Origin of the sequence: Pseudoalteromonas sp. OANN1, from assembly GCF_024124685.1 — a bacterium.
GTDB lineage: Bacteria > Pseudomonadota > Gammaproteobacteria > Enterobacterales > Alteromonadaceae > Pseudoalteromonas > Pseudoalteromonas piscicida.
Genome location: NZ_JAMXSE010000018.1, coordinates 85,771 through 107,984, shown reverse-complemented (window position 1 = coordinate 107,984; position 22,214 = coordinate 85,771). Strand labels below are relative to the sequence as shown.

Annotated in this window: 21 protein-coding genes and 1 tRNA gene; 9 read left to right on the top strand and 13 right to left on the bottom strand. The window is 44.2% G+C overall.

Translation table 11 applies throughout. The annotated features are described in order from the left end of the window. Nucleotides 1-295: 295 nt before the first annotated feature. From rplL to deoC, 9 genes are all read right to left on the bottom strand, one after another. Nucleotides 296-658 (bottom strand): 50S ribosomal protein L7/L12, encoded by a 363-nt coding sequence (gene rplL / locus NH462_RS15365; protein WP_010376226.1) that lies wholly within the window; start codon nucleotides 656-658, stop codon nucleotides 296-298. A 71-nt stretch (nucleotides 659-729) separates the two neighbouring features. Then, the gene (gene rplJ / locus NH462_RS15360) at nucleotides 730-1,224 is read right to left on the bottom strand and encodes a 50S ribosomal protein L10 (protein WP_010376227.1); all 495 of its coding nucleotides are present in this window, start codon (nucleotides 1,222-1,224) and stop codon (nucleotides 730-732) included. Nucleotides 1,225-1,561: 337 nt separating this feature from the next. Continuing rightward, a complete protein-coding gene (gene rplA, locus NH462_RS15355) occupies nucleotides 1,562-2,266 on the bottom strand; it encodes a 50S ribosomal protein L1 (protein ID WP_010376228.1) in 705 nt (234 codons plus the stop codon). Nucleotides 2,267-2,272: 6 nt separating this feature from the next. Next, a complete protein-coding gene (gene rplK, locus NH462_RS15350; protein WP_010376229.1) occupies nucleotides 2,273-2,701 on the bottom strand; it encodes a 50S ribosomal protein L11 in 429 nt (142 codons plus the stop codon). Between the two features lie 167 nt (nucleotides 2,702-2,868). Beyond that, complete coding sequence (gene nusG / locus NH462_RS15345) at nucleotides 2,869-3,426, bottom strand: transcription termination/antitermination protein NusG (RefSeq protein WP_010376230.1); 558 nt, start codon at nucleotides 3,424-3,426, stop codon at nucleotides 2,869-2,871. 4 nt (nucleotides 3,427-3,430) lie between these two features. Next, nucleotides 3,431-3,808, bottom strand: a complete 378-nt coding sequence (gene secE, locus NH462_RS15340; RefSeq protein WP_010376231.1) for a preprotein translocase subunit SecE — start codon at nucleotides 3,806-3,808, stop codon at nucleotides 3,431-3,433. A gap of 133 nt (nucleotides 3,809-3,941) precedes the next feature. After that, a tRNA-Trp gene (locus tag NH462_RS15335) sits at nucleotides 3,942-4,018 on the bottom strand. A 96-nt stretch (nucleotides 4,019-4,114) separates the two neighbouring features. Further along, complete coding sequence (locus NH462_RS15330; protein WP_253106444.1) at nucleotides 4,115-4,615, bottom strand: hypothetical protein; 501 nt, start codon at nucleotides 4,613-4,615, stop codon at nucleotides 4,115-4,117. Beyond that, nucleotides 4,599-5,348, bottom strand: coding sequence for a deoxyribose-phosphate aldolase (gene deoC / locus NH462_RS15325; RefSeq protein ID WP_253106443.1), 750 nt, complete (start codon nucleotides 5,346-5,348; stop codon nucleotides 4,599-4,601). The genes NH462_RS15330 and deoC overlap by 17 nt, the downstream gene beginning before the upstream one ends. 349 nt (nucleotides 5,349-5,697) lie before the next feature. Between deoC and cysG the strand changes: the two genes are divergently transcribed. From cysG to cysQ, 6 genes are read left to right on the top strand one after another with little or no spacing between them, the layout of a single operon-like run. Further along, entirely contained in the window at nucleotides 5,698-7,119 is a 1,422-nt protein-coding gene (cysG, locus tag NH462_RS15320) for a siroheme synthase CysG (RefSeq protein ID WP_253106441.1), read from the top strand. Between the two features lie 42 nt (nucleotides 7,120-7,161). Then, entirely contained in the window at nucleotides 7,162-8,061 is a 900-nt protein-coding gene (gene cysD / locus NH462_RS15315) for a sulfate adenylyltransferase subunit CysD (RefSeq protein ID WP_253106439.1), read from the top strand. Then, nucleotides 8,061-9,476, top strand: coding sequence for a sulfate adenylyltransferase subunit CysN (gene cysN, locus NH462_RS15310; RefSeq protein WP_253106436.1), 1,416 nt, complete (start codon nucleotides 8,061-8,063; stop codon nucleotides 9,474-9,476). Before cysD ends, cysN begins: the two co-directional genes overlap by 1 nt. 33 nt (nucleotides 9,477-9,509) lie before the next feature. Next, nucleotides 9,510-11,234, top strand: a complete 1,725-nt coding sequence (locus tag NH462_RS15305; RefSeq protein ID WP_253106452.1) for an SLC13 family permease — start codon at nucleotides 9,510-9,512, stop codon at nucleotides 11,232-11,234. Nucleotides 11,235-11,245: 11 nt separating this feature from the next. After that, nucleotides 11,246-11,842 (top strand): adenylyl-sulfate kinase, encoded by a 597-nt coding sequence (gene cysC / locus NH462_RS15300; protein WP_010376239.1) that lies wholly within the window; start codon nucleotides 11,246-11,248, stop codon nucleotides 11,840-11,842. A 3-nt stretch (nucleotides 11,843-11,845) separates the two neighbouring features. After that, entirely contained in the window at nucleotides 11,846-12,616 is a 771-nt protein-coding gene (gene cysQ, locus NH462_RS15295; RefSeq protein ID WP_010376240.1) for a 3'(2'),5'-bisphosphate nucleotidase CysQ, read from the top strand. A gap of 48 nt (nucleotides 12,617-12,664) precedes the next feature. Here the strand turns inward: cysQ and NH462_RS15290 are convergent, their stop codons facing one another. Both NH462_RS15290 and NH462_RS15285 read right to left on the bottom strand, forming a co-directional pair. Beyond that, nucleotides 12,665-13,495 carry an arylamine N-acetyltransferase gene (locus tag NH462_RS15290; protein ID WP_253106433.1) on the bottom strand — a complete coding sequence of 277 codons (831 nt, stop codon included), beginning with the start codon at nucleotides 13,493-13,495 and terminating at the stop codon, nucleotides 12,665-12,667. A 340-nt stretch (nucleotides 13,496-13,835) separates the two neighbouring features. Further along, the gene (locus tag NH462_RS15285; protein ID WP_253106430.1) at nucleotides 13,836-16,493 is read right to left on the bottom strand and encodes an EAL domain-containing protein; all 2,658 of its coding nucleotides are present in this window, start codon (nucleotides 16,491-16,493) and stop codon (nucleotides 13,836-13,838) included. A gap of 156 nt (nucleotides 16,494-16,649) precedes the next feature. On the opposite strand from NH462_RS15285, the gene NH462_RS15280 reads away from it, so the two are divergent. Beyond that, the gene (locus NH462_RS15280) at nucleotides 16,650-17,630 is read left to right on the top strand and encodes an extracellular solute-binding protein (protein WP_253106429.1); all 981 of its coding nucleotides are present in this window, start codon (nucleotides 16,650-16,652) and stop codon (nucleotides 17,628-17,630) included. On the opposite strand, the gene NH462_RS15275 is transcribed toward NH462_RS15280, so the two are convergent. Further along, entirely contained in the window at nucleotides 17,607-18,269 is a 663-nt protein-coding gene (locus NH462_RS15275) for a hypothetical protein (protein ID WP_253106428.1), read from the bottom strand. The genes NH462_RS15280 and NH462_RS15275 overlap by 24 nt on opposite strands. Nucleotides 18,270-18,353: 84 nt before the next feature. Next, on the bottom strand, nucleotides 18,354-18,623 hold the full coding sequence (locus NH462_RS15270; RefSeq protein WP_253106427.1) for a hypothetical protein: 270 nt from the start codon (nucleotides 18,621-18,623) through the stop codon (nucleotides 18,354-18,356). Nucleotides 18,624-18,821: 198 nt separating this feature from the next. Here NH462_RS15270 and NH462_RS15265 point away from each other — a divergent pair, with 198 nt between their 5' ends. Together NH462_RS15265 and acnA are read left to right on the top strand one after the other, a co-directional pair. Beyond that, nucleotides 18,822-19,190, top strand: coding sequence for an RNA-binding S4 domain-containing protein (locus NH462_RS15265; RefSeq protein ID WP_039494580.1), 369 nt, complete (start codon nucleotides 18,822-18,824; stop codon nucleotides 19,188-19,190). 268 nt (nucleotides 19,191-19,458) lie between these two features. Beyond that, complete coding sequence (gene acnA / locus NH462_RS15260; RefSeq protein ID WP_253106425.1) at nucleotides 19,459-22,194, top strand: aconitate hydratase AcnA; 2,736 nt, start codon at nucleotides 19,459-19,461, stop codon at nucleotides 22,192-22,194. The last annotated feature ends 20 nt before the right edge of the window (nucleotides 22,195-22,214 follow it).

Below are 22,214 nucleotides of genomic sequence, written 5' to 3'. Positions count from 1 at the left end.
CACTGGCATCTAAGCCATGATAACAACATCTAAATTGTCACACTAACTTGCTTAACTAACGGCTTAAATGAGCACAATTCAGGCTATATTCAAATCGTTAATGTCATCAAATCAGTGTTACTTCAAATGCCATTGCGATTTTCAACAAAAACTTCTAAGTTATTGAAAATTACAGTGAAATTCGAAGATTTATGCACGATAGAAATGCATATCTCTATAGCGCAAAAGGGCCGGTGATTAAATAATCACCAGCCCTTGCCTGATTTCTCAGGCAGCGAACCTAGCGGGAGCTAGATTACTTGATCTCAACTTGAGCACCAGCTTCTTCAAGATCTTTCTTAAGAGCTTCAGCTTCTTCCTTAGATACACCTTCTTTGATAGGTGCAGGAGCAGACTCAACTAGAGCTTTAGCTTCTTTAAGGCCTAGACCTGTTGCGCCACGTACCGCTTTGATTGCAGCAACTTTGTTACCGCCAGCAGCAGCTAGGATTACGTCGAACTCAGTCTTTTCTTCAGCAGCTTCAGCAGGACCAGCAGCAACAACAGCAGCAGCTGCAGTTACACCGAACTTCTCTTCCATAGCTTCAACTAGTTCAACAACTTCCATTACTGACATTTCAGCAATAGCGTCAAGGATTTGGTCTTTAGTTACAGACATTTCAAATTTCCTAATTATTTACGAACCCATGCGGTTCAAAAAATTTATTAAAGAAAGGAGCGTTGCTTAGATTAAGCAGCTTGCTCAGCTTTCTGTACACGTACCGCTTCAATTGTTTTACACAATTTGCCAGCAGACGCTTCTTTCATAGCGCTCATTAAGCGTGCAACAGCTTCGTCGTAAGTAGGTAGCTTAGCAAGCATATCTACGTCAACGATTTTGCCTTCGAATGCAGCAGTTTTAAGCTCAAATGCTTCGTTCTTTTTCGCGAAATCTGCAAAGATACGCGCAGCAGCACCAGGGTGCTCTGAAGAGAAAGCGATTAGGCTTGGACCAACTAGTGATTCATTAAGGCATTCGTAATCAGTGCCTTCAACCGCACGTCTAGCTAGGGTGTTACGAACAACTTTCATCCATACACCAGCTTCACGAGCTTCTTTACGAAGAGCAGTGATTGCACCTACTGTTACACCACGAGAATCAGCAACAACTGCTGAAAGAGCACCTTTGGCAGCTTCGTTGACTTCAGCAACAATTGCTTTTTTGTCTTGAAGATTTAAAGCCATGGGTGTTACTCCTGGTTTATAGAAAAACAAACATGTTTTTCAGTTCTACTCTACCCTGCTAAAAACTTTAGCAGAGATGCTTTTTACGGCGAGAGCCAGAAGATTAGGAAAATCTAGCTGGGATTCACACCGTCTACGTAGGACGATTAAGGCCGAAGCCACCTACGGTCTTGGACGGAAGCGCAATTTATCGATTCATTGTAGACCATGATGGAAACAATTTTCGAAATTATGCGCTTCAACCCGAATTCTTTGCTTTGTAAAGAAGTACACTTCTCTACAAAATGGCGCAAAATTATAGTCTAATTTTTACGCCATGTAAACGCTAAACTCTAAATTATACTACTTGAGTATTTAGAGTAGCTTGGTCTAAAGCAACACCAGCACCCATCGTAGTAGAGATGCTTACTTTCTTCACGAAAGTACCTTTTGCAGTAGAAGGCTTAGCCTTCTTAAGCGCGATGATTAGCGCTTCAAGGTTTTCTTGAAGTTGGTTAGCGTCAAAGTCTACTTTACCGATAGTAGTGTGGATGATACCGTTCTTATCGTTACGGTAACGAACCTGACCAGCTTTAGCGTTCTTAACAGCTTCTGCAACGTTAGGCGTTACAGTACCTGTCTTAGGGTTAGGCATAAGACCACGTGGACCTAGGATTTGACCTAGTTGACCAACAACGCGCATTGCATCTGGAGAAGCAACAACAACGTCAAAGTTCATTTCGCCTTTCTTAACTTGCTCTGCAAGGTCTTCCATACCTACTAAATCAGCACCAGCTTCTTTAGCAGCTTCAGCATTTGCACCTTGAGTGAATACCGCTACGCGTACATCACGACCAGTACCGTGAGGTAGTACAGTTGCACCACGTACGTTTTGGTCAGATTTACGAGCATCGATACCTAGGTTTACAGCAACGTCAACACTTTCAACGAACTTAGCAGTAGCAAGTTCTTTTAGAAGAGCAACAGCTTCGTTGATTTCGTACTCTTTAGTCGCATCCACTTTCTCGCGGATAGTACGCATACGCTTAGTTAATTTAGCCATTCTCAATTACTCCTCTACGTTCAAGCCCATTGCACGTGCAGAACCTGCAATCGTGCGTACAGCTGCGTCCATATCAGCAGCAGTAAGATCTGGACGTTTCGTCTCAACGATCTCTTCAAGTTGAGCACGAGTAACTGTACCAACTTTTTCAGTGTTAGGACGACCAGAACCAGACTTGATACCAGCAGCCTTCTTAAGAAGGTATGCCGCAGGTGGAGTCTTCATTTCAAAAGTGAAAGAACGGTCACTGTAAACAGAAATAACAACAGGAACAGGTGCGCCTTTTTCGATAGACTCTGTACGTGCGTTGAACGCTTTACAGAATTCCATGATGTTTACACCGTGTTGACCTAGTGCAGGACCTACTGGAGGACTAGGGTTAGCCATACCAGCAGCAACTTGTAGCTTGATTAGAGCTTCAACTTTCTTAGCCATGATAATACCTCAATTGTGGGTCTTTGCCTCGTGCGCGCGAGGACGCGTACTCAAACGGCTTCCCAGTTAAAAAATTCAGTCTTTTTGCCGCATATTTTTGTGTACAACAAAAAGGCCGCTGATTATAGATTAATCAGCGGCCTTTGACAACTTTTTCAAGTTAGAATTTATTTGTCTTTCTCAACCTGACCAAATTCTAGGTCTACAGGCGTTGAACGACCGAAAATAAGTACCGAAACTTTCAGGCGACTCTTTTCGTAATCCACTTCTTCAACCACACCGTTGAAGTCAGCAAATGGACCATCTGTAACACGAACCACTTCACCCGGCTCAAATAAAGTAGCAGGTTTCGGTGCTTCAGCATTTTCTTGCAGACGGTTAAGAATACGATCCGCTTCTTTTTGACTGATTGGTGCAGGACGGTCTGACGTACCACCAACAAAGCCCATTACACGCGGTGTACTATTCACCAAGTGCCAAGACGCATCGTCCATTACCATTTGAACTAATACATAGCCAGGGAAGAATTTACGCTCAGATTTACGTTTCTGACCTGCACGCATTTCAACCACTTCTTCAGTCGGCACAAGGATCTCACCGAATAGGTCTTCTAACCCTTCGATTTTAATATGCTCGATAATGGTTTGTGCTACGCGTTTTTCAAAACCTGAAAACGCTTGGATCACGTACCAACGTAATTTCTTTTCTTTGTTCTCATCCGACATGGGATCAGATCTCCAATCCAGTTAAAAAGCCTACTGCACGGAAAAGTATACCATCTAATCCCCATAGGATTAATGCCATAATCACCGTTGCAATGATCACGATGAAAGTAGTGTGAGTCGCTTCCTGACGCGTTGGCCAGATAACTTTACGTACTTCAATACGTGATTCTTTAGCAAAAGCGATAAAGGTACGGCCTTTTTCAGTCGTTACCAAAATGCCCAAAGCCGCAGCGATAGCTGCAACTACGCCAACAGCGCGTACTAAAACAGATAAATCGGCATATAGATAATTACCAACTACGGCACCAGTTAGAAGTGCAATAGCAGCTAGCCACTTTACCGTGTCCATCGAGCTTGACGAGTTTTCAACATTAGTGCTCATAATCAATTTTACCTTAAATACAGACACAACAACCCTGCATAGAACAGGGTAAATCCATTCAATCCAAATTTACAAATAAGCGACTTAAGTGGTTTTGGGTCACGTTATTTTAAATGTGGACTTGTTGCTGAATTGGCAGGGGCGGCAGGACTCGAACCCGCAACCATCGGTTTTGGAGACCGCTGTTCTACCAATTGGAACTACGCCCCTGCAAAGTGGATGCCCATTATACTGACGAAGCAAACGAAAACAAGTGTAAAAGATATGCAAAGTAACATTTAATCTAAACTTAGTTTTGCGACGCCTTCAGAAAAGACGCAATAAATCTCCGTGATAAAAATCACAAAGCACCCAAACTTGCTCAAATGGGTGACAATCAGGGATCTCCCAAGTGGCTTTTAAGCGCTTAAAATCGTCAAGATGATAAATGGGGCTGGCATTTCGAATTAACAACCAAACACGTTGTGAATCATAGTGTTTTTTGGCTTTTTGATTGAGCAACCGCTGTAAACCGATACTCAGTTGATCGGAGTCAGCGGCTTGACTCATTGCTGCCAGCTCTCTTTGCGTGGAGAGAGACAGCGGACGCCCAAGCACAGCCATCGCTTCTTTCTCACTGGCATAAAAATGGGCTATTTCTATATCAAGCTGTATTTTTCCTTGATAACAACTGACATCCGGTTTATTGGGCTCATTGTGCCAAATATGGCGCATATGCACTGCATACTGCTTTTCATAACTGCGTAAAAACAGTTTAGCCGCGTCATGCTCAAGTTTTATTTTTTCTGCTTCACTCGCTCTGTCCATTCACAACCACTGCTACATCACTCAATAGGCTTGAAGCACCGAACCTAAAATTCTTGGCATTGAGCCACTCGGCCCCCATAATTTCTTCAGCCAATCGTAAATACCGCTGCGCTTCAACTACTGACTTTACTCCACCGGCCGCTTTAAATCCAACCGATTTACCGCTGCTTTTGATTGTCTTAAGGATAACTTCAGCCGCTTCTGGTGTAGCATTGACAGCAACCTTTCCTGTACTTGTTTTAACAAAGTCCGCGCCCGCCATAATGGCAAGCTGCGCGGCTTCCGCAATGAGCTTTGGCTTAGCCAATACGCCACTTTCGATGATGACCTTGAGCTTTGCTTTACCTTGACAAGCAAGCTTGCTTGAATGGACATATTGCCAAGGTGTATCTGGGTCACCCGCCATCAGCTGCTGATAAGGAAGCACAAGATCAATTTCGTCAGCACCATCTGCGATTGCTGAATGAGTTTGTGCAACGACCTGCTGGAGCTTTTGCTCTCCAGATGGGAAGTTGGTCACCGTTGCTACTTTTATCTGCGACCACTCACGCTTTTCCAACTCTTCTTTTACTAACGTCACAAACTGCGGATACACACAAATAGCCGCTGGTAGTCCGATATCAGGGTTAATGCTATTCAATAACGCGAGAATACTTGCCGGCGTATCGTCCTCTTTCAAAGAGGTCAAATCCATTAAACTCAGCGACAACCGAGCATCAGATTGTAAAGTCATTACCGTGTTCCTTTTCATTCTATGTAATAAGCCTAGTTAAATGCATACAGCAGGACCAACAATAGGACAAATGTCCGCATACAATTACCTGTTAGATACGGTTTTTACTATTGTTCATTAAATGAATATCTCATAACCAAACACTATAATCGTCAAATCGCAGCAAAAACTTAAGTTAACCACATGAAATATAAAGGAAGTGAGATTTAACCGCTTTCTTTATAACTTTTGGTTATATTGAGTCGGTTTAAATTATTTTTTCCCACATTTGCAACTCTATATGCTGCGCTCTATTACTGATATCAATCAATATTGATATCAACCGTCGTGATGTTTAGCAGAGGTTATCGTGCAATACTTGCCAATTTTTACCAAACTAGAAAATAAACCTGTATTGATTGTAGGTGGTGGTGAGGTTGCGCTGAGAAAGTGCCGCGCCTTTTTAAAAGCCAATGCAGCAGTCACTTTGGTTTCACCTGAGTTTTGCACTGAGCTTTTATCACTAGCAGCGGATGCAAGCGTTGCACTTCGACATAAGCCATTTGATGCATCAGACCTAGACAATGCCATGTTAGTCGTTGCGGCAACGGATATTGAAGCCGTAAATGCAGAGGTGGCAGAGCTTACTGAAGCGCGCAACCTTTTCGTTAACGTAGTCGACGATCAACCAAAGTGTAATTTTATTTTTCCTTCAATCGTGGATAGAAACCCTATAACGATTGCCATATCTAGTGCTGGAACTGCGCCCGTCCTTGCAAGACGATTACGAGAGAAGTTAGAAACCCTTATTCCACAGCATATTGGTCCGCTGGCAACGCTTGTGGGTCAATTCAGACATAAAGTAAAAGCGCGTTTTAAACACTTTGCAGACCGCCGACAGTTTTGGGAATCCGTCTTTGATTCAAATGTGGTAAGTGAAGTACAAGCTGGTAACAATGAAAATGCACAAATTCAACTTGAAGCCATGCTAGAAAGCACTCCTTCACCTGAAGGCGAGGTTTACGTCGTCGGTGCGGGTCCTGGGGACCCAGAACTGCTGACACTTAAGGCATTACAACTCATGCAACAAGCCGATGTTGTGGTTTATGACTACCTAGTTTCAGACGAAATCATGGATCTTGTACGTCGTGACGCTGATTTAATCTGCGTGGGCAAAAAAGCCGGTAATCATAGCGTTAAACAAGAGCACACCAACGAGATTTTGGTTGACTTAGCCAAACAAGGTAAAAAGGTTTGTAGAATAAAAGGCGGCGACCCATTTATTTACGGTCGCGGTGGCGAAGAAGTACAGGTATTAGCCGAGAATAACGTGAAATATCAAATTGTTCCTGGCATTACTGCAGCTGCAGGATGTAGCGCATACGCTGGTATCCCATTAACCCATAGAGATCATGCTCAAGCTATTCAATTTGTGACTGGGCATTGCAAACAAGATGGACAAGAACTCGACTGGGAAGGCTTGGCTAAAGCGAATCAAACGCTTGCTGTATACATGGGAGTGATTAAATCGCCGCACATTCAGGCGCAATTACTCACTCATGGGCGCTCGCCGAGTACGCCTGTAGCAATTGTTGAGAATGGCACGCGCAAATCTCAGCGTGTCGTAAGAACACAATTAGATCAACTTGCACAGACTATTACTGCACATGATATTCAATCGCCAGCATTATTAATTATTGGTGAAGTAGCAGCATTACATGAGCAATTATCTTGGTTTAATAAGAACAATCAAATCAGTAGCTTTGCTCAACCCATTACGCAAGTCGCGTAATTGAAGCACGAGATAGTTAAATTTATAAGTAGGACATTAATCATGGCTTTAACCCATCTCCAGCAACTCGAAGCTGAGAGCATAAAGATCATCCGAGAGGTTGCCGCAGAGTTTGAAAACCCGGTAATGTTGTATTCGATTGGTAAAGACTCGTCGGTACTGCTTCACCTCGCTCGTAAGGCTTTCTACCCTGCGAGGATCCCTTTTCCTCTACTCCACGTTGACACCAACTGGAAATTCAGAGAAATGATCGAGTTTCGCGATAGACTAGCAAAAGAATATGGATTTGAACTGCTTGTGCACAAAAATCCCGAAGGTATAGAGATGAACATCAGTCCATTTGTTCATGGTTCATCCAAGCATACCGATATCATGAAAACACAAGGCCTTAAGCAAGCGCTAGATCAATATGGCTTTGACGCAGCCTTTGGTGGTGCCCGCCGTGATGAAGAAAAATCACGAGCAAAAGAACGGGTTTACTCATTTAGAGATAAACACCACCGCTGGGATCCTAAGAACCAACGTCCGGAGTTATGGAATACGTATAACGGTCAAGTGAACCCTGGTGAAAGCATTCGAGTTTTCCCATTATCAAACTGGACAGAGCTCGATATTTGGCAATATATCTACCAAGAAGGTATTGAGATAGTGCCACTTTACCTCTCAAAGCCAAGACCGGTTGTTGAGCGTAACGGGACGTTAATTATGGTCGATGACGACCGCATGCCACTTGCAGAAGGTGAAGTGCCAGAAATGAAATCAGTACGCTTCAGAACACTTGGCTGTTATCCGCTAACGGGGGCAGTTGAATCAGAAGCCGATACGCTCACTGGAATTATCGAAGAAATGTTGTTATCTACGTCGTCAGAACGTGAAGGACGAGTGATTGATCATGACTCATCTGGGTCAATGGAGAAGAAAAAGCGCGAGGGGTATTTCTAATGTCAACAGCAAATGAAGTGAAAGAATTAGGCATTGAAACCTACTTAGCGCGTCAGCAAGACAAGAGCTTGTTGCGTATGATGACCTGCGGCAGCGTAGATGACGGTAAATCAACGCTGATCGGCCGTTTGCTACACGATAGCCATCAAATCTATGAAGACCAATTAGCTGCGCTACACAAAGACAATGAAAAAGTCGGCAATGCGGGTGAAGATCTAGATTTAGCGTTACTTGTTGATGGCTTGCAAGCAGAGCGTGAGCAAGGTATTACCATTGATGTGGCTTACCGCTATTTCTCAACTGCGAAGCGTAAATTTATTATTGCCGATACGCCGGGACACGAGCAATACACACGTAATATGGTTACGGGTGCTTCGACCAGTGATTTGGCGATTATCCTTGTCGATGCCCGTTATGGTGTGCAAGTTCAGACTAAACGCCATAGCTTTATCTGTGATTCATTGGGTATCAAACAGTTCGTTGTCGCGATAAACAAGATGGATATTGTTGACTTTGATGAGGCCGTATTTGAGCGCATAAAGGCCGACTATTTGAAGTTTGCTGAGCAACTGAACGTACGAGATATTCGCTTTGTGCCAATGTCAGCACTTAAAGGCGACAATGTTGTAAACCGCTCAGAAAAAACGCCTTATTATCAAGACAAACCACTGCTGGAACTGCTGGAAGATTCTCCTGCAGCAGAGCCAAACCACAGTTTTGAAGCGCGATTCCCGGTGCAATATGTAGTGCGTCCTAACCTAGATTTTCGTGGTTTCCAAGGCACATTAACCTCTGGTAGCTTAAGCGTTGGCCAAGCGGTTAAAGTATTGCCATCAGGTAAGACTTCAACCATTAAAGAACTCGTGACTTTTGATGGCAATCTAACCCAAGTGGAAACCGGACAAGCATTCACTATCACCCTAGCAGATGAAGTCGATGTGAGTCGTGGCGATGTGATTGTGCCTGCAGAGTCGACTGCTCAGGTGACGAATCAGATCACTGCTAAGCTGGTATGGATGCACGAAACACCACTCCAGTTGGGTAAAAGTTATAACCTTAAATTGGGTAGCAAGAAAACCGCGGCAATCGTGAAAAATATCGAGCATACTATCGATGTGAATACACTTGAGCACGGTCAAGCCGATTCATTGTCATTAAATGAAATTGCTATCGTGACCATCGAGCTGACAGAAAATGTCGTTGCAGATGAGTATTTGAATAATCGTGAAACTGGCTCGTTTATCTTAATTGATCGCCTATCTAACCTAACCATAGGTGCGGGTATGGTGGAAACGGTTCAAGCAGCAACAGCAACGTCCTCAAGTCAGTTTAGTGAATTTGAGATTGAGTTTAATGCATTAGTTCGCAAGCACTTCCCTCATTGGCAAGCGCTTGATATTTCGAAGTTAAAATAATGCAATTTAGCCTGTTAGTCGAGGTATGACGTCATTATGGAACAAGTCATTTTAACAGGCATTATGCTAGCGTTAGTGGTGTGTCTTTTTGCCACACGCATTAACGCTGCATGGCTATTCACAGGCGCAATCGCCACCAGTTATTTGACTGGCCTTATCGATCTTGAATCGATGTTGGTGAATTATGCAAACCCGTCTTTAATCACGCTTGTGCTACTTATTCTAGTTTCTATTGCGATTGAAAAAACGACCTTAGTCAAAAAGCTCGCCCACTCGATGGCGCAAGGTAGTCTCTCAAAAGCCGTAATTAAACTGGGTTTATCCACTGCCTTTTTGTCTTCTTTTACCAATAACACGGCGGTGGTTGCTTCGCTGATCACCACCGTTAAAGAGAGCAAAACACATGCGCCTTCTAAGCTGCTATTACCGCTTTCTTATACTGCTATTTTAGGCGGTACGTTAACGCTGATAGGTACTTCTACCAATCTTATTGTTAATGGCTTTGCCGTAGAAGCAGGGATGGCGCCGCTGGGCTTTTTTGACTTTACCTTAGTTGGTCTCGCCGTCCTGAGTGTGGGTTTATTGACCATCACGATTATGCTCAAATATTTGCCCGACAACGGCAAAAATAATGATGAGGTCGTGCCGTTTTATTTAGAAGGAAAAGTTGAGCCAAGCTCCAAACTAGTTGGTCGCACGGTTGAAGAAAACGGTCTGCGCGACCTCAAAGACTTATTTCTTGCTGAAATTATTCGCGGTGAACGACGGATCTGCGCAGTTACGCCACAACAAGAAATTCTTGCTGGTGATGTTCTGCTATTTGTGGGCGACATCAACTCAGTGCCACTGTTACAGCGTTTCGATGGATTAAAGATAGTCCATGATAAACACGAAAAAGACGTTGAGCACTTGGTGGAAGTGGTCGTTAGTCAGTCCTCCCGTTTTCTTGGAAAAACCATTAAAGAGATCCGCTTTAGGGAGCAGTTTCATGCAGCTATTATTGCCATCCGTCGTGGTCATGACCGCCTACAAGGTGGGATCGGTCAGGTCGAATTACAAGCGGGCGACTCTTTAATACTAGCACCAAGCAGCGATTTTTATGCACTCCCCAATCTCAAACGCGAATTTGTGTATATCTCGGGCCTAGATTTACAAACACATCTATCTCGCAATAAGTCCAACACGGTACTTGCGAGTTTTGCGACAGTGGTTGGCCTTAGTATCTTTGGGGTTGTGCCGCTGGTAAAAGGGTTGATTGTGTTACTCGCCGCCCTTGTGGTGCTCGGTACAATCAAAGTCCCTGAGATGAAACGTCGCTTTCCTATTGAGCTTGTCGCTATTGTTGGCAGTGCGATAGGGCTGGCTAAGTTAATGATTGAAACCGGACTAGCGGCAGAGATTTCCTCGAGCTTATTGTGGTTGTTAGGGGATTTTGGTCCTTACGGCGCATTTATCGCCATTTTTGTGATGACTGTGATATTTACCGAGCTCATCACTAACAATGCCGCGGCAGCACTTTCATTCCCAGTGGCTTATGCGCTGGCAAGTGGCTTTGATGTAAATCCACTACCCTTTGTAATGGCGGTAGCCTTTGGCGCATCCGCGAGCTTTATCTCACCTTTTGGCTATCAAACTAACCTCATGGTGTATAGCGCAGGCAACTATCGAATTCGTGATTACGTCACCATGGGACTGCCCTTGTCATTGATTTATTCAGCGACGGTACTGACTGTTATTCCATTTGTCTTTCCATTTTAATAGAGCAAAGTATGGACGAAAATATTGTTTGGCATAACTATGCCGTAGATAAAACAAAACGTAGCGAATTAAAAGGTCATAAGCCTTGCGTGCTTTGGTTTACAGGCTTTTCAGGCTCAGGTAAAAGCACCGTGGCCAATGCACTTGAGCATGCACTGCAAGCAAAAGGCATACATACCTACCTCCTTGATGGGGATAATGTCAGGCATGGACTGTGTAAAGACTTAGGGTTCAGTGATGAAGACCGCGTCGAAAACATTCGTCGAGTGGGTGAACTCAGCAAACTCATGGTCGATGCAGGACTAATGGTACTCACTGCTTTTATCTCTCCTTTTCAAGCAGAACGAGACATGGTGCGTAACTTAGTCGCAAGCGGCGAGTTTATTGAAGTATATCTCGATACGCCGCTTGCAATTTGCGAGCAACGAGACCCTAAAGGTTTGTATAAAAAAGCGCGTGCTGGAGAAATAAAACATTTTACTGGCATAGATTCGGCGTATGAGCCCCCAATTAGTCCAGAAATATGTTTAAATACTTCCGAGCAGTCGCTGGAAGAATCTGTCCAGCAGCTAATACACTATCTACTGTCAAAAAATTTAATAGGGTAAGTCATGAATCATACGGATCTGCTGGAAGAAGTATTAAATCTGAGTATTCGCGCTGGTGAAGCGATTATGGAGATTTATGCCAAGGACTTTAATGTTGAATATAAAGAAGATGAAAGTCCCGTCACTGAGGCAGATCTCGCTGCACATAAAATTATTGTTGCAGGCCTTAAAACCCTCACTCCCGAAATGCCGATATTAAGCGAAGAAAGCGCAGGAATAGATTGGCAAGAGCGCCAACAATGGCAAGAATATTGGCTGGTTGACCCCATTGATGGCACTAAGGAATTCATCAAGAAAAATGGCGAATTTACGGTAAATATTGCACTTATTAATAACGGTGAACCCATTCTTGGTGTTGTTCATGCTCCAGCACTTAATGAAAGCTACCTTGCAGAAAAAAGTATTGGCGCGTTCAAGCAAACGGGTGAAGCTCGCATAGAGCTCAAAGTCACCACAAAGCCCAATCAAGGTTTAATCAAAGTAGTTGGCTCGCGATCACACCCTTCACCAGATTTAGCCGAGTACCTTACCCGCTTCGAGCAAGTCGACATGGTGCCTAAAGGCAGTTCACTTAAGTTATGTTTAGTAGCCGAAAGTAAAGCCGATGTTTACCCTCGTCTTGGCCCAACTTCAGAGTGGGATACCGGGGCCGGACACGCGGTGGCGAGTATCGCTGGGGCAAAGGTCAGCCAAGTGAATGGCGAGCCTCTGCGCTATAATCAAAAAGCCGAGTATCTTAACCCCTATTTTGTGGTTTCTAGGTTGGAAGACTAAGCTAGAAGGTGGTAATACCGTAAACTAATTCACGTAAAACCAGTCGAATTAACGCTCGACTGGTTTATTTGCGGCGCGAGTTAGGACTTTATCGTATACGCTTTTTAAAACTGCTCTTGGCGTTTCAAGCAAAAATGTCTCTTTTACTAACTGCTCTAGCTGAGCAAAGCTCTCCACTTTAGTTTCAGTAACACTGCCATCGCATTCATGCCATTCAAAATAACTCTGATTACGCAGTAAATAACGGTGGCAATCTGTAATTCGAGAGACCACTAAGTTATTCACAAACGCCGCTTCAGGATGTTGATGGGAATAAAAGTGTGCCACTTCACAATCGGATTCGAACACTTCAGCAAGGTCGACATGATATAAAGTAAGCGGTGCTTCGCCCTCCTCTAACAGAGTCACTTTGACTGTGTCTGCTGTTTTTTGTACCTGATAAGTCTGTCGACCTTGGATAGTTAAGGCCTGATTGATGTTAATCGGTACACGAGGCGACTTCACTCCAAATCCTACATCAACCAAGTACTGCTCACCATCCAAATTAAGCAATGTCATCCGGTGAGAACGAGGATTGGAGGAGCTACCATTTAGCATTACTCTCGCAAGAACCGGCCTTACTGTAAACCCAAGCTGTTGCAGCGCTAAAAATGCCACCTTGTTATGCTCAAAGCAGTAGCCACCTCGTTTGTTGGTCACTAAACGGCTAAATAGTGGTAATGGGTCAAGCAACAGACGCTCACCATACATGGCATTAATACTTGAGAAGGCGTAGCGAGAAAGGTGTTTTTGTTGTAACTCGGTGATCAGCTCAATCCCAGCAAAGTGCTGTAACGATAAGCTGCTAAGATATTGATTGATATTCGCTTCTAATTCCATGACTGACTCCTAAAGTTGATGGAGGCAGGTTAAAACCTCAACCCATGTTAAGGTCAATAGGTATTTTCACTTTTTCAGCCATTATTTCTATCACCTAATGAGATGTCACTTTGTTATCCAAACCTCAGGTTATTTATTTAACCTGAGGTTTGGATAAGGAATGTTCCAACTCATTGTTGCTAAAGCACAACTTAGTTTTTCCTTGTCTAGCCAGAGAGTTTTAGGGAAAACAAGGCGAATTTACGCGCCAATAGCTGGCTATTGGAAGTGAATTCAACGCAGTTAGCACTAAAACTGGCTGCTAGAAAGGCATTAATTATCCACAGCTCAGGTTATTTAGCTAAGCAAATAACTGATGCACTTTTTTGTTCGGCAAAGCGAGGCGTTTAGCTTCTGCCACAACAAGCGGCTTCGACATAAAATAGCCTTGTGTTTGATGACAATAAAGCCTTGATAACGTATCAAGCTGCGCTGCTGTTTCAATACCCTCGGCTGTCACGACAAGGTTAAAGCTGTGCGCAATCGCACAAATCGCTTCAATGAGTTGCGTCGCCTTACCGCCCAGCTCAATGCCGGACATAAAAGCCCTATCTATTTTAATACCATCCACGGGAAGATGATTGAGCCGGGCAAGGCTGCTATAACCTGTGCCAAAGTCATCAATATAGATGCCAAATCCCGCTTGATGAAGTTGTTCCAGCGGCCCTATAAGCATGTTTTCCTCTGCCATCATGGCGGATTCTGTCAACTCAAGCTTAATTTGTTTCATCGCAACATTTTCATCCTCACAGCGAGACACTAACCAATTGATAAATTCCTGCGACTGGAGTTGCAACGGAGAAACATTAACAGCAACAAAAAGGGTGCTGTCTCCTACAGCATTGATAAAATTGAGCGCCTGATCAAATACCCAGCGACCAAGCTCTGAAATCTTCGCGCATTGTTCTGCGATGGGAATAAATTCCGCAGGACTTACTTCTCCGAGCGTTGGGCTATTCCAGCGTAGTAGCGCTTCGAACCCTTTTAAATTCTGCCCTTTTTGACAATAAACGGGCTGCAAATTCAGGCTTAGTTCGCGAGACATGACTATTGCCTGTAGCGCTTGCTCAATCTGGATCTTTCGACCTGCTTCGCAAGCGATAGCATTCGTGAATATATGATAAGTGTTCTTACCTCGCTTCTTTGCCTCATACATTGCAATATCGGCATCATGTAGTAGCTTCTCAGCATCGCAATGTAGACACGGAACGGTAAAGTGACGTACGCCAACGCTACCACTTACACAGTGGCTGTTACCCTGATACAGAAATGGCGCTCGGATCCGCGCAAGAATATCTTCAAGCACCCCCTCAATTGGTTCATGTAGATGCTCATCGTAAATAAGGACGGCGAATTCATCACCGCCAAGCCGGGCAATATCGGCATAGCTACTAAGCAGCATACGCATTCTTGTTGCAAATTCGATAAGTAGCTTATCGCCGGCTTGATGGCCTAAGGTATCGTTTATTAGCTTAAAGCGGTCTAAGTCAATATATAGCAAAGTAAACTTGGCGCGTTTTCGCTCACGGAGCTTATCAACCAAAGACACAAAGCTCTGACGATTTAGCAGATCGGTCAAGCTGTCATGTTGCGCTTTATATCGCAATTGTTCTTGGAACAGTTTAGCCTGAGTAATGTCCGTCACTCTCCCCTCATACAGGCAACTATCCGGTTGATGCAGCCAATGCCCAGAATGTCTAAGCCAGATATGCTCTCCTGATTCTGCTTTTGCTAACCACTCCATTTCTTGGTGAGCTTGCTTAGTGGCAACAATCTGGTTCCACTGCTCATGACACTCAGAGTCTTGCATAAGTGCACTAAAGTCTGTATTTGGCGAAGGAATACGCCCACCAAAAAGTAACGCATTGAAAGCGGGGTTGGAGTCAATAATGTAGCCCCGGCGGTCTAGTACAAATAAACCTTCATGGCTATTAACGAATAAACTTTTATACTTACGCTCTGCAGCGACCTGTTGCTGCAAAGCCCCTAAGCGCTTATTAGATTCGACTTGTAACCTGTGGTTAGACACCTCTAAACTTTTAGTTCTTTCAACAACTAAATTATTGACGGTGTCATTGCGGTTTTTCAGTTGTCTTAGCTGGAGCCACACCAATAAAATACAGGCGGCCAGAATACCTAAAAAGAGTACAATCAGTACGCTATGGTTATTTAACCAACTTGGATGTAAACACGCCTCATCATACAACTGCATGGTAATGGGCAAACCATAAAAATTAATGGTGTGCACCGCACTTGGCGTTAAACTCTGAAGGTCGAAGCGCTTCTGCCAATCGGAGCTATAAATAATTTCTTTTTTTGAAGAGACCAATAAGTGTTGTTTGCGCTGCTGATATAATTGGCCAAATAATGAATCCAATAAAAAAGGTAACTCAAAACTTAATCCCAGTAGCGTTTTAAACTCTCCAAAACGCGGTTGCTCAATCAATACACTGAGTTTTTGCCTATTTGGCCAGACATAGGTCGTTAAGTCATTCTCATCCCGCTCTGCAAAAATATCTCTCTCAAGTACCTCCGCCTGCCCGACGGTCTGACCAACTTCAGACACAGGCGCGGCACGGGTAACCACCAGCCATTGATTAGCCTGTTTATCTAGACTGCCCCTAATTTTAAAGTCAAAATAGCCTCTTTCTCGCTGCACTTTCTCTAATATGGAGGATTGTTCAGGTGAAACCACTGCGTGTGTTTCCATACTCAACCCTAAATTCGCCGTGGTAAGCTGTGATTGCGCTATCTCATAAAAGTCTGCATCTTGATGGGTGTTGAGATAGGCGTCTATTGAATACAGTAGATGGGCAACGTGTTGCAACTTACTATCCAGTAAGTATTCTAATCGTGTCAACTCCTGCGCACTTTTGCTTTCTGATTGGTTTTGGTAGTAAACATTCGCTATAAAGCCAACATATATCAAACAGGCGAACAGCAAGATGAACCCCAGCACAGGAAGCCTTCGCTTAAAAACCTGTTGAGTACTCTGGAGAATGGCATTTGTAAAAACGCGTCGTTTAAGTCTGGACATCTTCATCGAACATTGTATGCTACACCCATTCGATAATAATTCTTATTTGCAATGAATAAAAGTAAACTTTTCCTTTTTTTGCTCTTTTGGGTACATTTTGATCAAGCGGTTGCAACGCAGCCCCACACCTCGCAAGTAAACGTCTATTCATTTAGAAAATATGAATTAATTCAACCTGTCCTCCAGGCATTTGAAAAAGAGACTGGGATCACCGTAAACCTAGTAAATGGTAAATCAGCACAACTGCTTGAGCGTCTCAAAAGCGATGGCGCCGACTCAAAGGCCGATGTGTTGCTCACCTCCGATCTAATTCAGTTGCATGATTACAAAGCACTACTGCGTCCTATCGATAAGATCACAAATTGGCAAGCAGTAAATCATGAGCTCAAGGATGATGATAAGCGGTGGATCAGTGTTTCGATAAGAACACGCGCATTATTCCGTAAAAAAGGCGTTTCTACACCCTTGCCCGTGCACTTTTCGGATTTAGATAAAACGCTTTACCAGGGTAAGTTTTGCATTCGCCAGTGGTCTCATAGTTATAATTTGACGTTAGCATCGAGCCTCTATGCTTCTTCGAATAGCAATGACTCCTCGTGGCTCAACCTCGCTAATACGCTATTAGCAAAACGCCCTGTGGGAGGAGATAGAGAGCAACTGCGAGCGCTTGCACAAGGCCAATGTGAATTTGCGCTGGCGAATCACTATTATTGGAGCATGATGCAGCACTCCGAAAATAAGCGCGATAAGGCACTTGCCGAACAGCTAGAGATCCACTTTCTGAAAATGCACTCAGGAAAAACGCCTATTTCTACCACCACGGTTGCGATAGCAAAGCACTCACCCAATGCACACAATGCCGAGCTATTTATTGATTTTTTGCTGAAACCGAGTACTCAGTCCATGTATGCTAATTTGCTTCATGAATATCCTGTGATTCAGAGCTCGCAAACGGCTCCGGCTCCGTTTTCCCCCGCCACGAAACAGGTGAAACTCGGCCTGCAGCAAGTGTCACGAGCCCAGCGAGTTATCAACTCACTCAGCAAAGATCACTTGTAAGTCACAGTTAAAGACCGGCACTGGTCCATCGAAAAGCTGCTGGCGGGTAAATGTTTTTGCAGGCTTGGGCCCCTGTAATGTCTGCACTGTATGTTCACGCTCGGCATACACTTGCTGGTAGGGGTGCTGCTCAGGCTTCTCATGCCACGTGAGCGTAAGAGAATTACTTTTATAGATCCAACGCCCCCGATACTCAGTGCCAACCTGCAGCCAATGACCATTGGGTTTCAGCTGCAATTGGATAGAATCATCTTTACATTGGTGGGCAAACAATAGATCTGGCAATGCTTGAGCAGCTCTGTTTTGCACCAGATACAACCCCGCGTTATTCGGTGTATAACGGTGCCCTTCCATATTAAATTCTGAAATTGTCAGGGTATCAAAACCAATCTTTTTCACCACATATTCGATATCCCTAAGCCACTTGTCGCCTGAAGTCATCGGTGGAATATTTAATTGTGCGCTCTCATATTGTAGCGGTACGGGAAGCTCGGTAAAACGATAATGAATATCTCGCTTTTCTAACGCTTGAACTAAGTTAGCTCTAGTACCTTCATCGAGACCAGATTCAAAGATATGTAAGGTTTGGGTGCTACAGCCACTCAACAGTAAAGTAGCAATTGCGAAAATACGTTGCATTGTCATCCTTGGTGTTACGCCTCGGTTTGAAATGCACCTTATCTGGGAAGTACACTTCAACCTCTGTCTTATTAATACTTCAAATTAACACCTAGACAACCAATTTTCAACAGACGATTTTGGGTAGAGAATATCTTTAAACAATCGATGCTGTTGATGACGTAGATGCCGTTCCTGACTTGGCAGCCCGGCTTGCACCTGACTATGATGCTCATTAAATCGAGAGATGACCGAAAGCTTATCCTTGGCCTGAGTAAGAGACTCATTGACATAGTGACGTACATCATCCGCGGTCATTAGATCTGTCTTATCAACGTTCATAAGCTCTTTTCTTAATGCTGTGCGAATACCCATCGTTGCCTCCATAAAATACCGATAAAAACAAATCGCGTGGTCGGCCTGCAAGATACACACCAAATGCTTCAATAATGTTAAAGACCCCGGATTTAACGAAAAAGTTTCGTCATTCACCGCAGTAATTTTATATACTGTCGTATAAGGCAATAAGACACTAGCTGTGTTAGGTAAATACGGCATGTTGAGGTTATAAAAATGCAAGATGGGTTTATTGAAATTGAGCTCGAAGAAGAGCCGATAGAATTGTGTAACCTTTTGAAAGTGCTCGACTTAGCAGAAACTGGCGGACATGCTAAGTTATTGATCACTGAAGGTTATGTAGCAGTCAACGATGAAATATGTACGCAAAAACGTAAAAAGATTTATTCAGGCGATATTCTGCATTTTGATGGTGATGAATTTCATTTAACCTTAGCACCTGATGCAACGCCGCAACCGCGATCAGTTGCCACTCCACGCGCCGAAACGGCACCAATGCCGAGTAAGAAAAAACGACAAAAGTCAGGAAAATCTTACACACAAGTGGACAAAAATACAGGCCGAAAACCCATTTCCTTTGGCTAGCAATCCCAGACGCTGACGTATTTAATTACAAAAATGCTCACCTTTTTAGTGCACCGATGCCTCGCGAAAGTGCACTTCCCCCTTGAAAAAGTCCCCAATCAACACTAGGACTATAGCAGTACAAAAAAACGGCAAGTCTGCAACTGGTACATTCTATGCACCTTGTTTTGCATTTTTAGAACAAAACCAATTCACTTAATTGGATGCTCTACTTCCCGCTTATATAGAGCAAATCTTAAGTGCAGTTGGTATAAGGAAAGGGTCAAGCATGAATAATTCATATAACACCCTGACTCAGCTTACCGTCGGCGAGCGTCAGGTCCATATTCACTCACTTCCAGCTTTAGGCGATAGGGCAAGAAGATTACCGTTTTCGCTTAAAATTTTATTAGAAAATTTACTGCGTCATGAAGATGGCAAAAACGTGACTGCACAAGACATAGATGCCTTACTCAACTGGAAGCCGGAAGATAAACCAAGTAAAGAAGTTGCTTTCACGCCCGCGCGCGTCGTGATGCAAGATTTTACAGGCGTACCAGCCATCGTGGACCTTGCAGCAATGCGTGATGCCATGGCAAAACTCGGTGGTGATCCCAACAAAATAAACCCTTTATCACCCGCTGAAATGGTCATAGACCACTCAGTACAAGTTGACGAATATGGTCACGATGGCGCCTTTGATCTTAATGCTAAGTTAGAATACCAACGCAACAAAGAGCGCTATGAATTTTTGCGCTGGGGGCAAGGCGCGTTTGACAATCTAAAAGTGGTGCCACCCGCAACCGGGATCGTACACCAAGTTAACCTAGAGTATTTAGCCCGTGTCGTATTCGAGAAAGAAATCGACGGTATGCCATTCGCCTACCCAGATACGTTAGTGGGAACCGACTCTCATACTACAATGATCAACGGCCTTGGTATTTTAGGTTGGGGCGTAGGCGGCATTGAGGCCGAAGCCGCCATGCTTGGTCAGCCAATTTCACTGCTCATTCCTCAGGTCGTTGGTTTTAAACTTGAAGGACAGCTGCCTGAAGGCACAACCGCAACCGATCTGGTACTCACCGTGACACAAATGCTACGTGAACACGGCGTAGTGGGTAAGTTTGTCGAATTCTTTGGGGATGGTTTAGCTGACTTACCACTTGCCGATCGTGCCACTATCGCCAACATGGCACCTGAATACGGGGCAACCTGCGGTATCTTCCCCATTGATAACGAAACCTTGGAGTATCTACGACTAACCAATCGTGATGAAGAAAAAATTGCATTAATCGAAGGTTATGCCAAGCATCAAGGCATGTGGCGAGAACCTGGAGATGAACCACTTTACACCGACGTATTAACACTAGACTTAGCGACAGTGGTTCCTAGTCTTGCAGGTCCTAAGCGCCCACAAGATAGAATTCCTCTCAATGACGCAGGCAAAACAATTCAAGCCCATTTGGGTGAATTCCAACATGAGCGCAGTGAAAAAAATGCCGTGTCAGATCAAGATGAAGCTCGTACTGTTGGTGAAGGCGGGACTTCTCGAGTCGATCAAGATGAGCCCGCAACGCTTGGCGTCGGTAAGGTTAAATTTAAAGATCAAGAGTTTGAATTGGTCGATGGCGCCTGTGTTATTGCCGCTATCACAAGTTGCACAAACACCTCTAATCCAAGTGTTATTCTTGCCGCAGGCCTTGTTGCACAAAAAGCCAAGGCACTTGGCTTAAAACCTAAGCCCTGGGTGAAAACCTCATTGGCTCCTGGCTCAAAAGTAGTTACCGATTACCTAAAACAAGCCGACCTATTGGAGCCACTTGCTGAACTTGGTTTTGATTTAGTGGGCTATGGCTGTACGACTTGTATCGGCAATTCAGGCCCCTTACCAAAAGAAATTAACGAAGCCATCGTTAAACATCAGCTGGTTGTCAGTTCCATCTTATCAGGAAACCGCAACTTTGAGGGACGGATCCACCAAGATGTTAAAATGAACTTCCTCGCCTCGCCGCCACTTGTCGTTGCCTATGCACTTGCAGGTCGCACTGATATCGATGTCTACAATGAGCCATTGTGCCAAACCGATGATGGCCAGGATGTGTTCTTAAAAGACATTTGGCCATCAGTCTCTGAAGTCAGTGAACTTGTGTCTCAGACAGTCACACAAGCCATGTTTGAGAAGAACTATGCAGACGTTTACCAAGGCGACCAACATTGGCAACAAATCGCGGTAAATCAGAGTGAGCGCTATGATTGGCAAGATAGCTCTACTTATATTCGAAAAGCCCCTTTCTTTGATGATATGAGTAAAGAGCCACCAGGGATCCCAAGTATCAAAGGCGCACGCTGTCTCGCTAAACTGGGCGACTCAGTGACGACTGACCACATTTCTCCAGCGGGTAATATTAAAGCTTCGGCACCAGCAGGGGAGTATTTACAAGCGCAAGGAGTGAAGCAAGCTGATTTTAACTCTTATGGTTCGCGTCGTGGTAACCACGAAGTCATGATGCGAGGTACGTTTGCAAACGTACGCTTACGCAATCAATTGGCTCCAGGTACCGAGGGTGGTATTACCCGCCTATTACCTGAGGGCGAACTTATGAGTATTTTCGATGCGGCAGAGCAATATCAGCAGCGCAATACGCCACTCGTTGTACTCGCGGGCAGTGAGTACGGCACGGGTTCATCACGAGACTGGGCCGCTAAAGGGTCTTTACTACTTGGGATTAAGGCCGTACTTGCTAAAAGCTACGAACGTATTCACCGTTCGAACCTCATTGGTATGGGAGTGTTGCCGCTACAATTTAAACCAGATGATGGCCACGAAGAGCTAGGATTAACTGGCGAAGAAGAGTTTGAAATTGAAGGGATATACGACACATCAACCGAAGTGATAGTCACGGCAACGAATGCGGATGGCAAAGAAATCAAGTTTTCGGCGGATATCCGGATCGATACCCCTAAAGAGTGGGAGTACTACCAACATGGGGGAATTTTACAGTACGTCTTAAGACAAATGCTATAGGCCTCTTTTGGCAATACTTT

Coding starts and splice junctions, on each gene's coding strand:
- NH462_RS15270 (WP_253106427.1), bottom strand. CDS start 18,623: ATGGGTATTCGCACAGCATTAAGAAAAGAGCTTATGAACGTTGATAAG.
- NH462_RS15275 (WP_253106428.1), bottom strand. CDS start 18,269: ATGCAACGTATTTTCGCAATTGCTACTTTACTGTTGAGTGGCTGTAGC.
- acnA (WP_253106425.1), top strand. CDS start 19,459: ATGAATAATTCATATAACACCCTGACTCAGCTTACCGTCGGCGAGCGT.
- rplA (WP_010376228.1), bottom strand. CDS start 2,266: ATGGCTAAATTAACTAAGCGTATGCGTACTATCCGCGAGAAAGTGGAT.
- NH462_RS15265 (WP_039494580.1), top strand. CDS start 18,822: ATGCAAGATGGGTTTATTGAAATTGAGCTCGAAGAAGAGCCGATAGAA.
- rplK (WP_010376229.1), bottom strand. CDS start 2,701: ATGGCTAAGAAAGTTGAAGCTCTAATCAAGCTACAAGTTGCTGCTGGT.
- secE (WP_010376231.1), bottom strand. CDS start 3,808: ATGAGCACTAATGTTGAAAACTCGTCAAGCTCGATGGACACGGTAAAG.
- rplJ (WP_010376227.1), bottom strand. CDS start 1,224: ATGGCTTTAAATCTTCAAGACAAAAAAGCAATTGTTGCTGAAGTCAAC.
- cysD (WP_253106439.1), top strand. CDS start 7,162: ATGGCTTTAACCCATCTCCAGCAACTCGAAGCTGAGAGCATAAAGATC.
- nusG (WP_010376230.1), bottom strand. CDS start 3,426: ATGTCGGATGAGAACAAAGAAAAGAAATTACGTTGGTACGTGATCCAA.
- cysQ (WP_010376240.1), top strand. CDS start 11,846: ATGAATCATACGGATCTGCTGGAAGAAGTATTAAATCTGAGTATTCGC.
- deoC (WP_253106443.1), bottom strand. CDS start 5,348: ATGACTTTACAATCTGATGCTCGGTTGTCGCTGAGTTTAATGGATTTG.
- cysN (WP_253106436.1), top strand. CDS start 8,061: ATGTCAACAGCAAATGAAGTGAAAGAATTAGGCATTGAAACCTACTTA.
- cysC (WP_010376239.1), top strand. CDS start 11,246: ATGGACGAAAATATTGTTTGGCATAACTATGCCGTAGATAAAACAAAA.
- NH462_RS15290 (WP_253106433.1), bottom strand. CDS start 13,495: ATGGAATTAGAAGCGAATATCAATCAATATCTTAGCAGCTTATCGTTA.
- NH462_RS15330 (WP_253106444.1), bottom strand. CDS start 4,615: ATGGACAGAGCGAGTGAAGCAGAAAAAATAAAACTTGAGCATGACGCG.
- rplL (WP_010376226.1), bottom strand. CDS start 658: ATGTCTGTAACTAAAGACCAAATCCTTGACGCTATTGCTGAAATGTCA.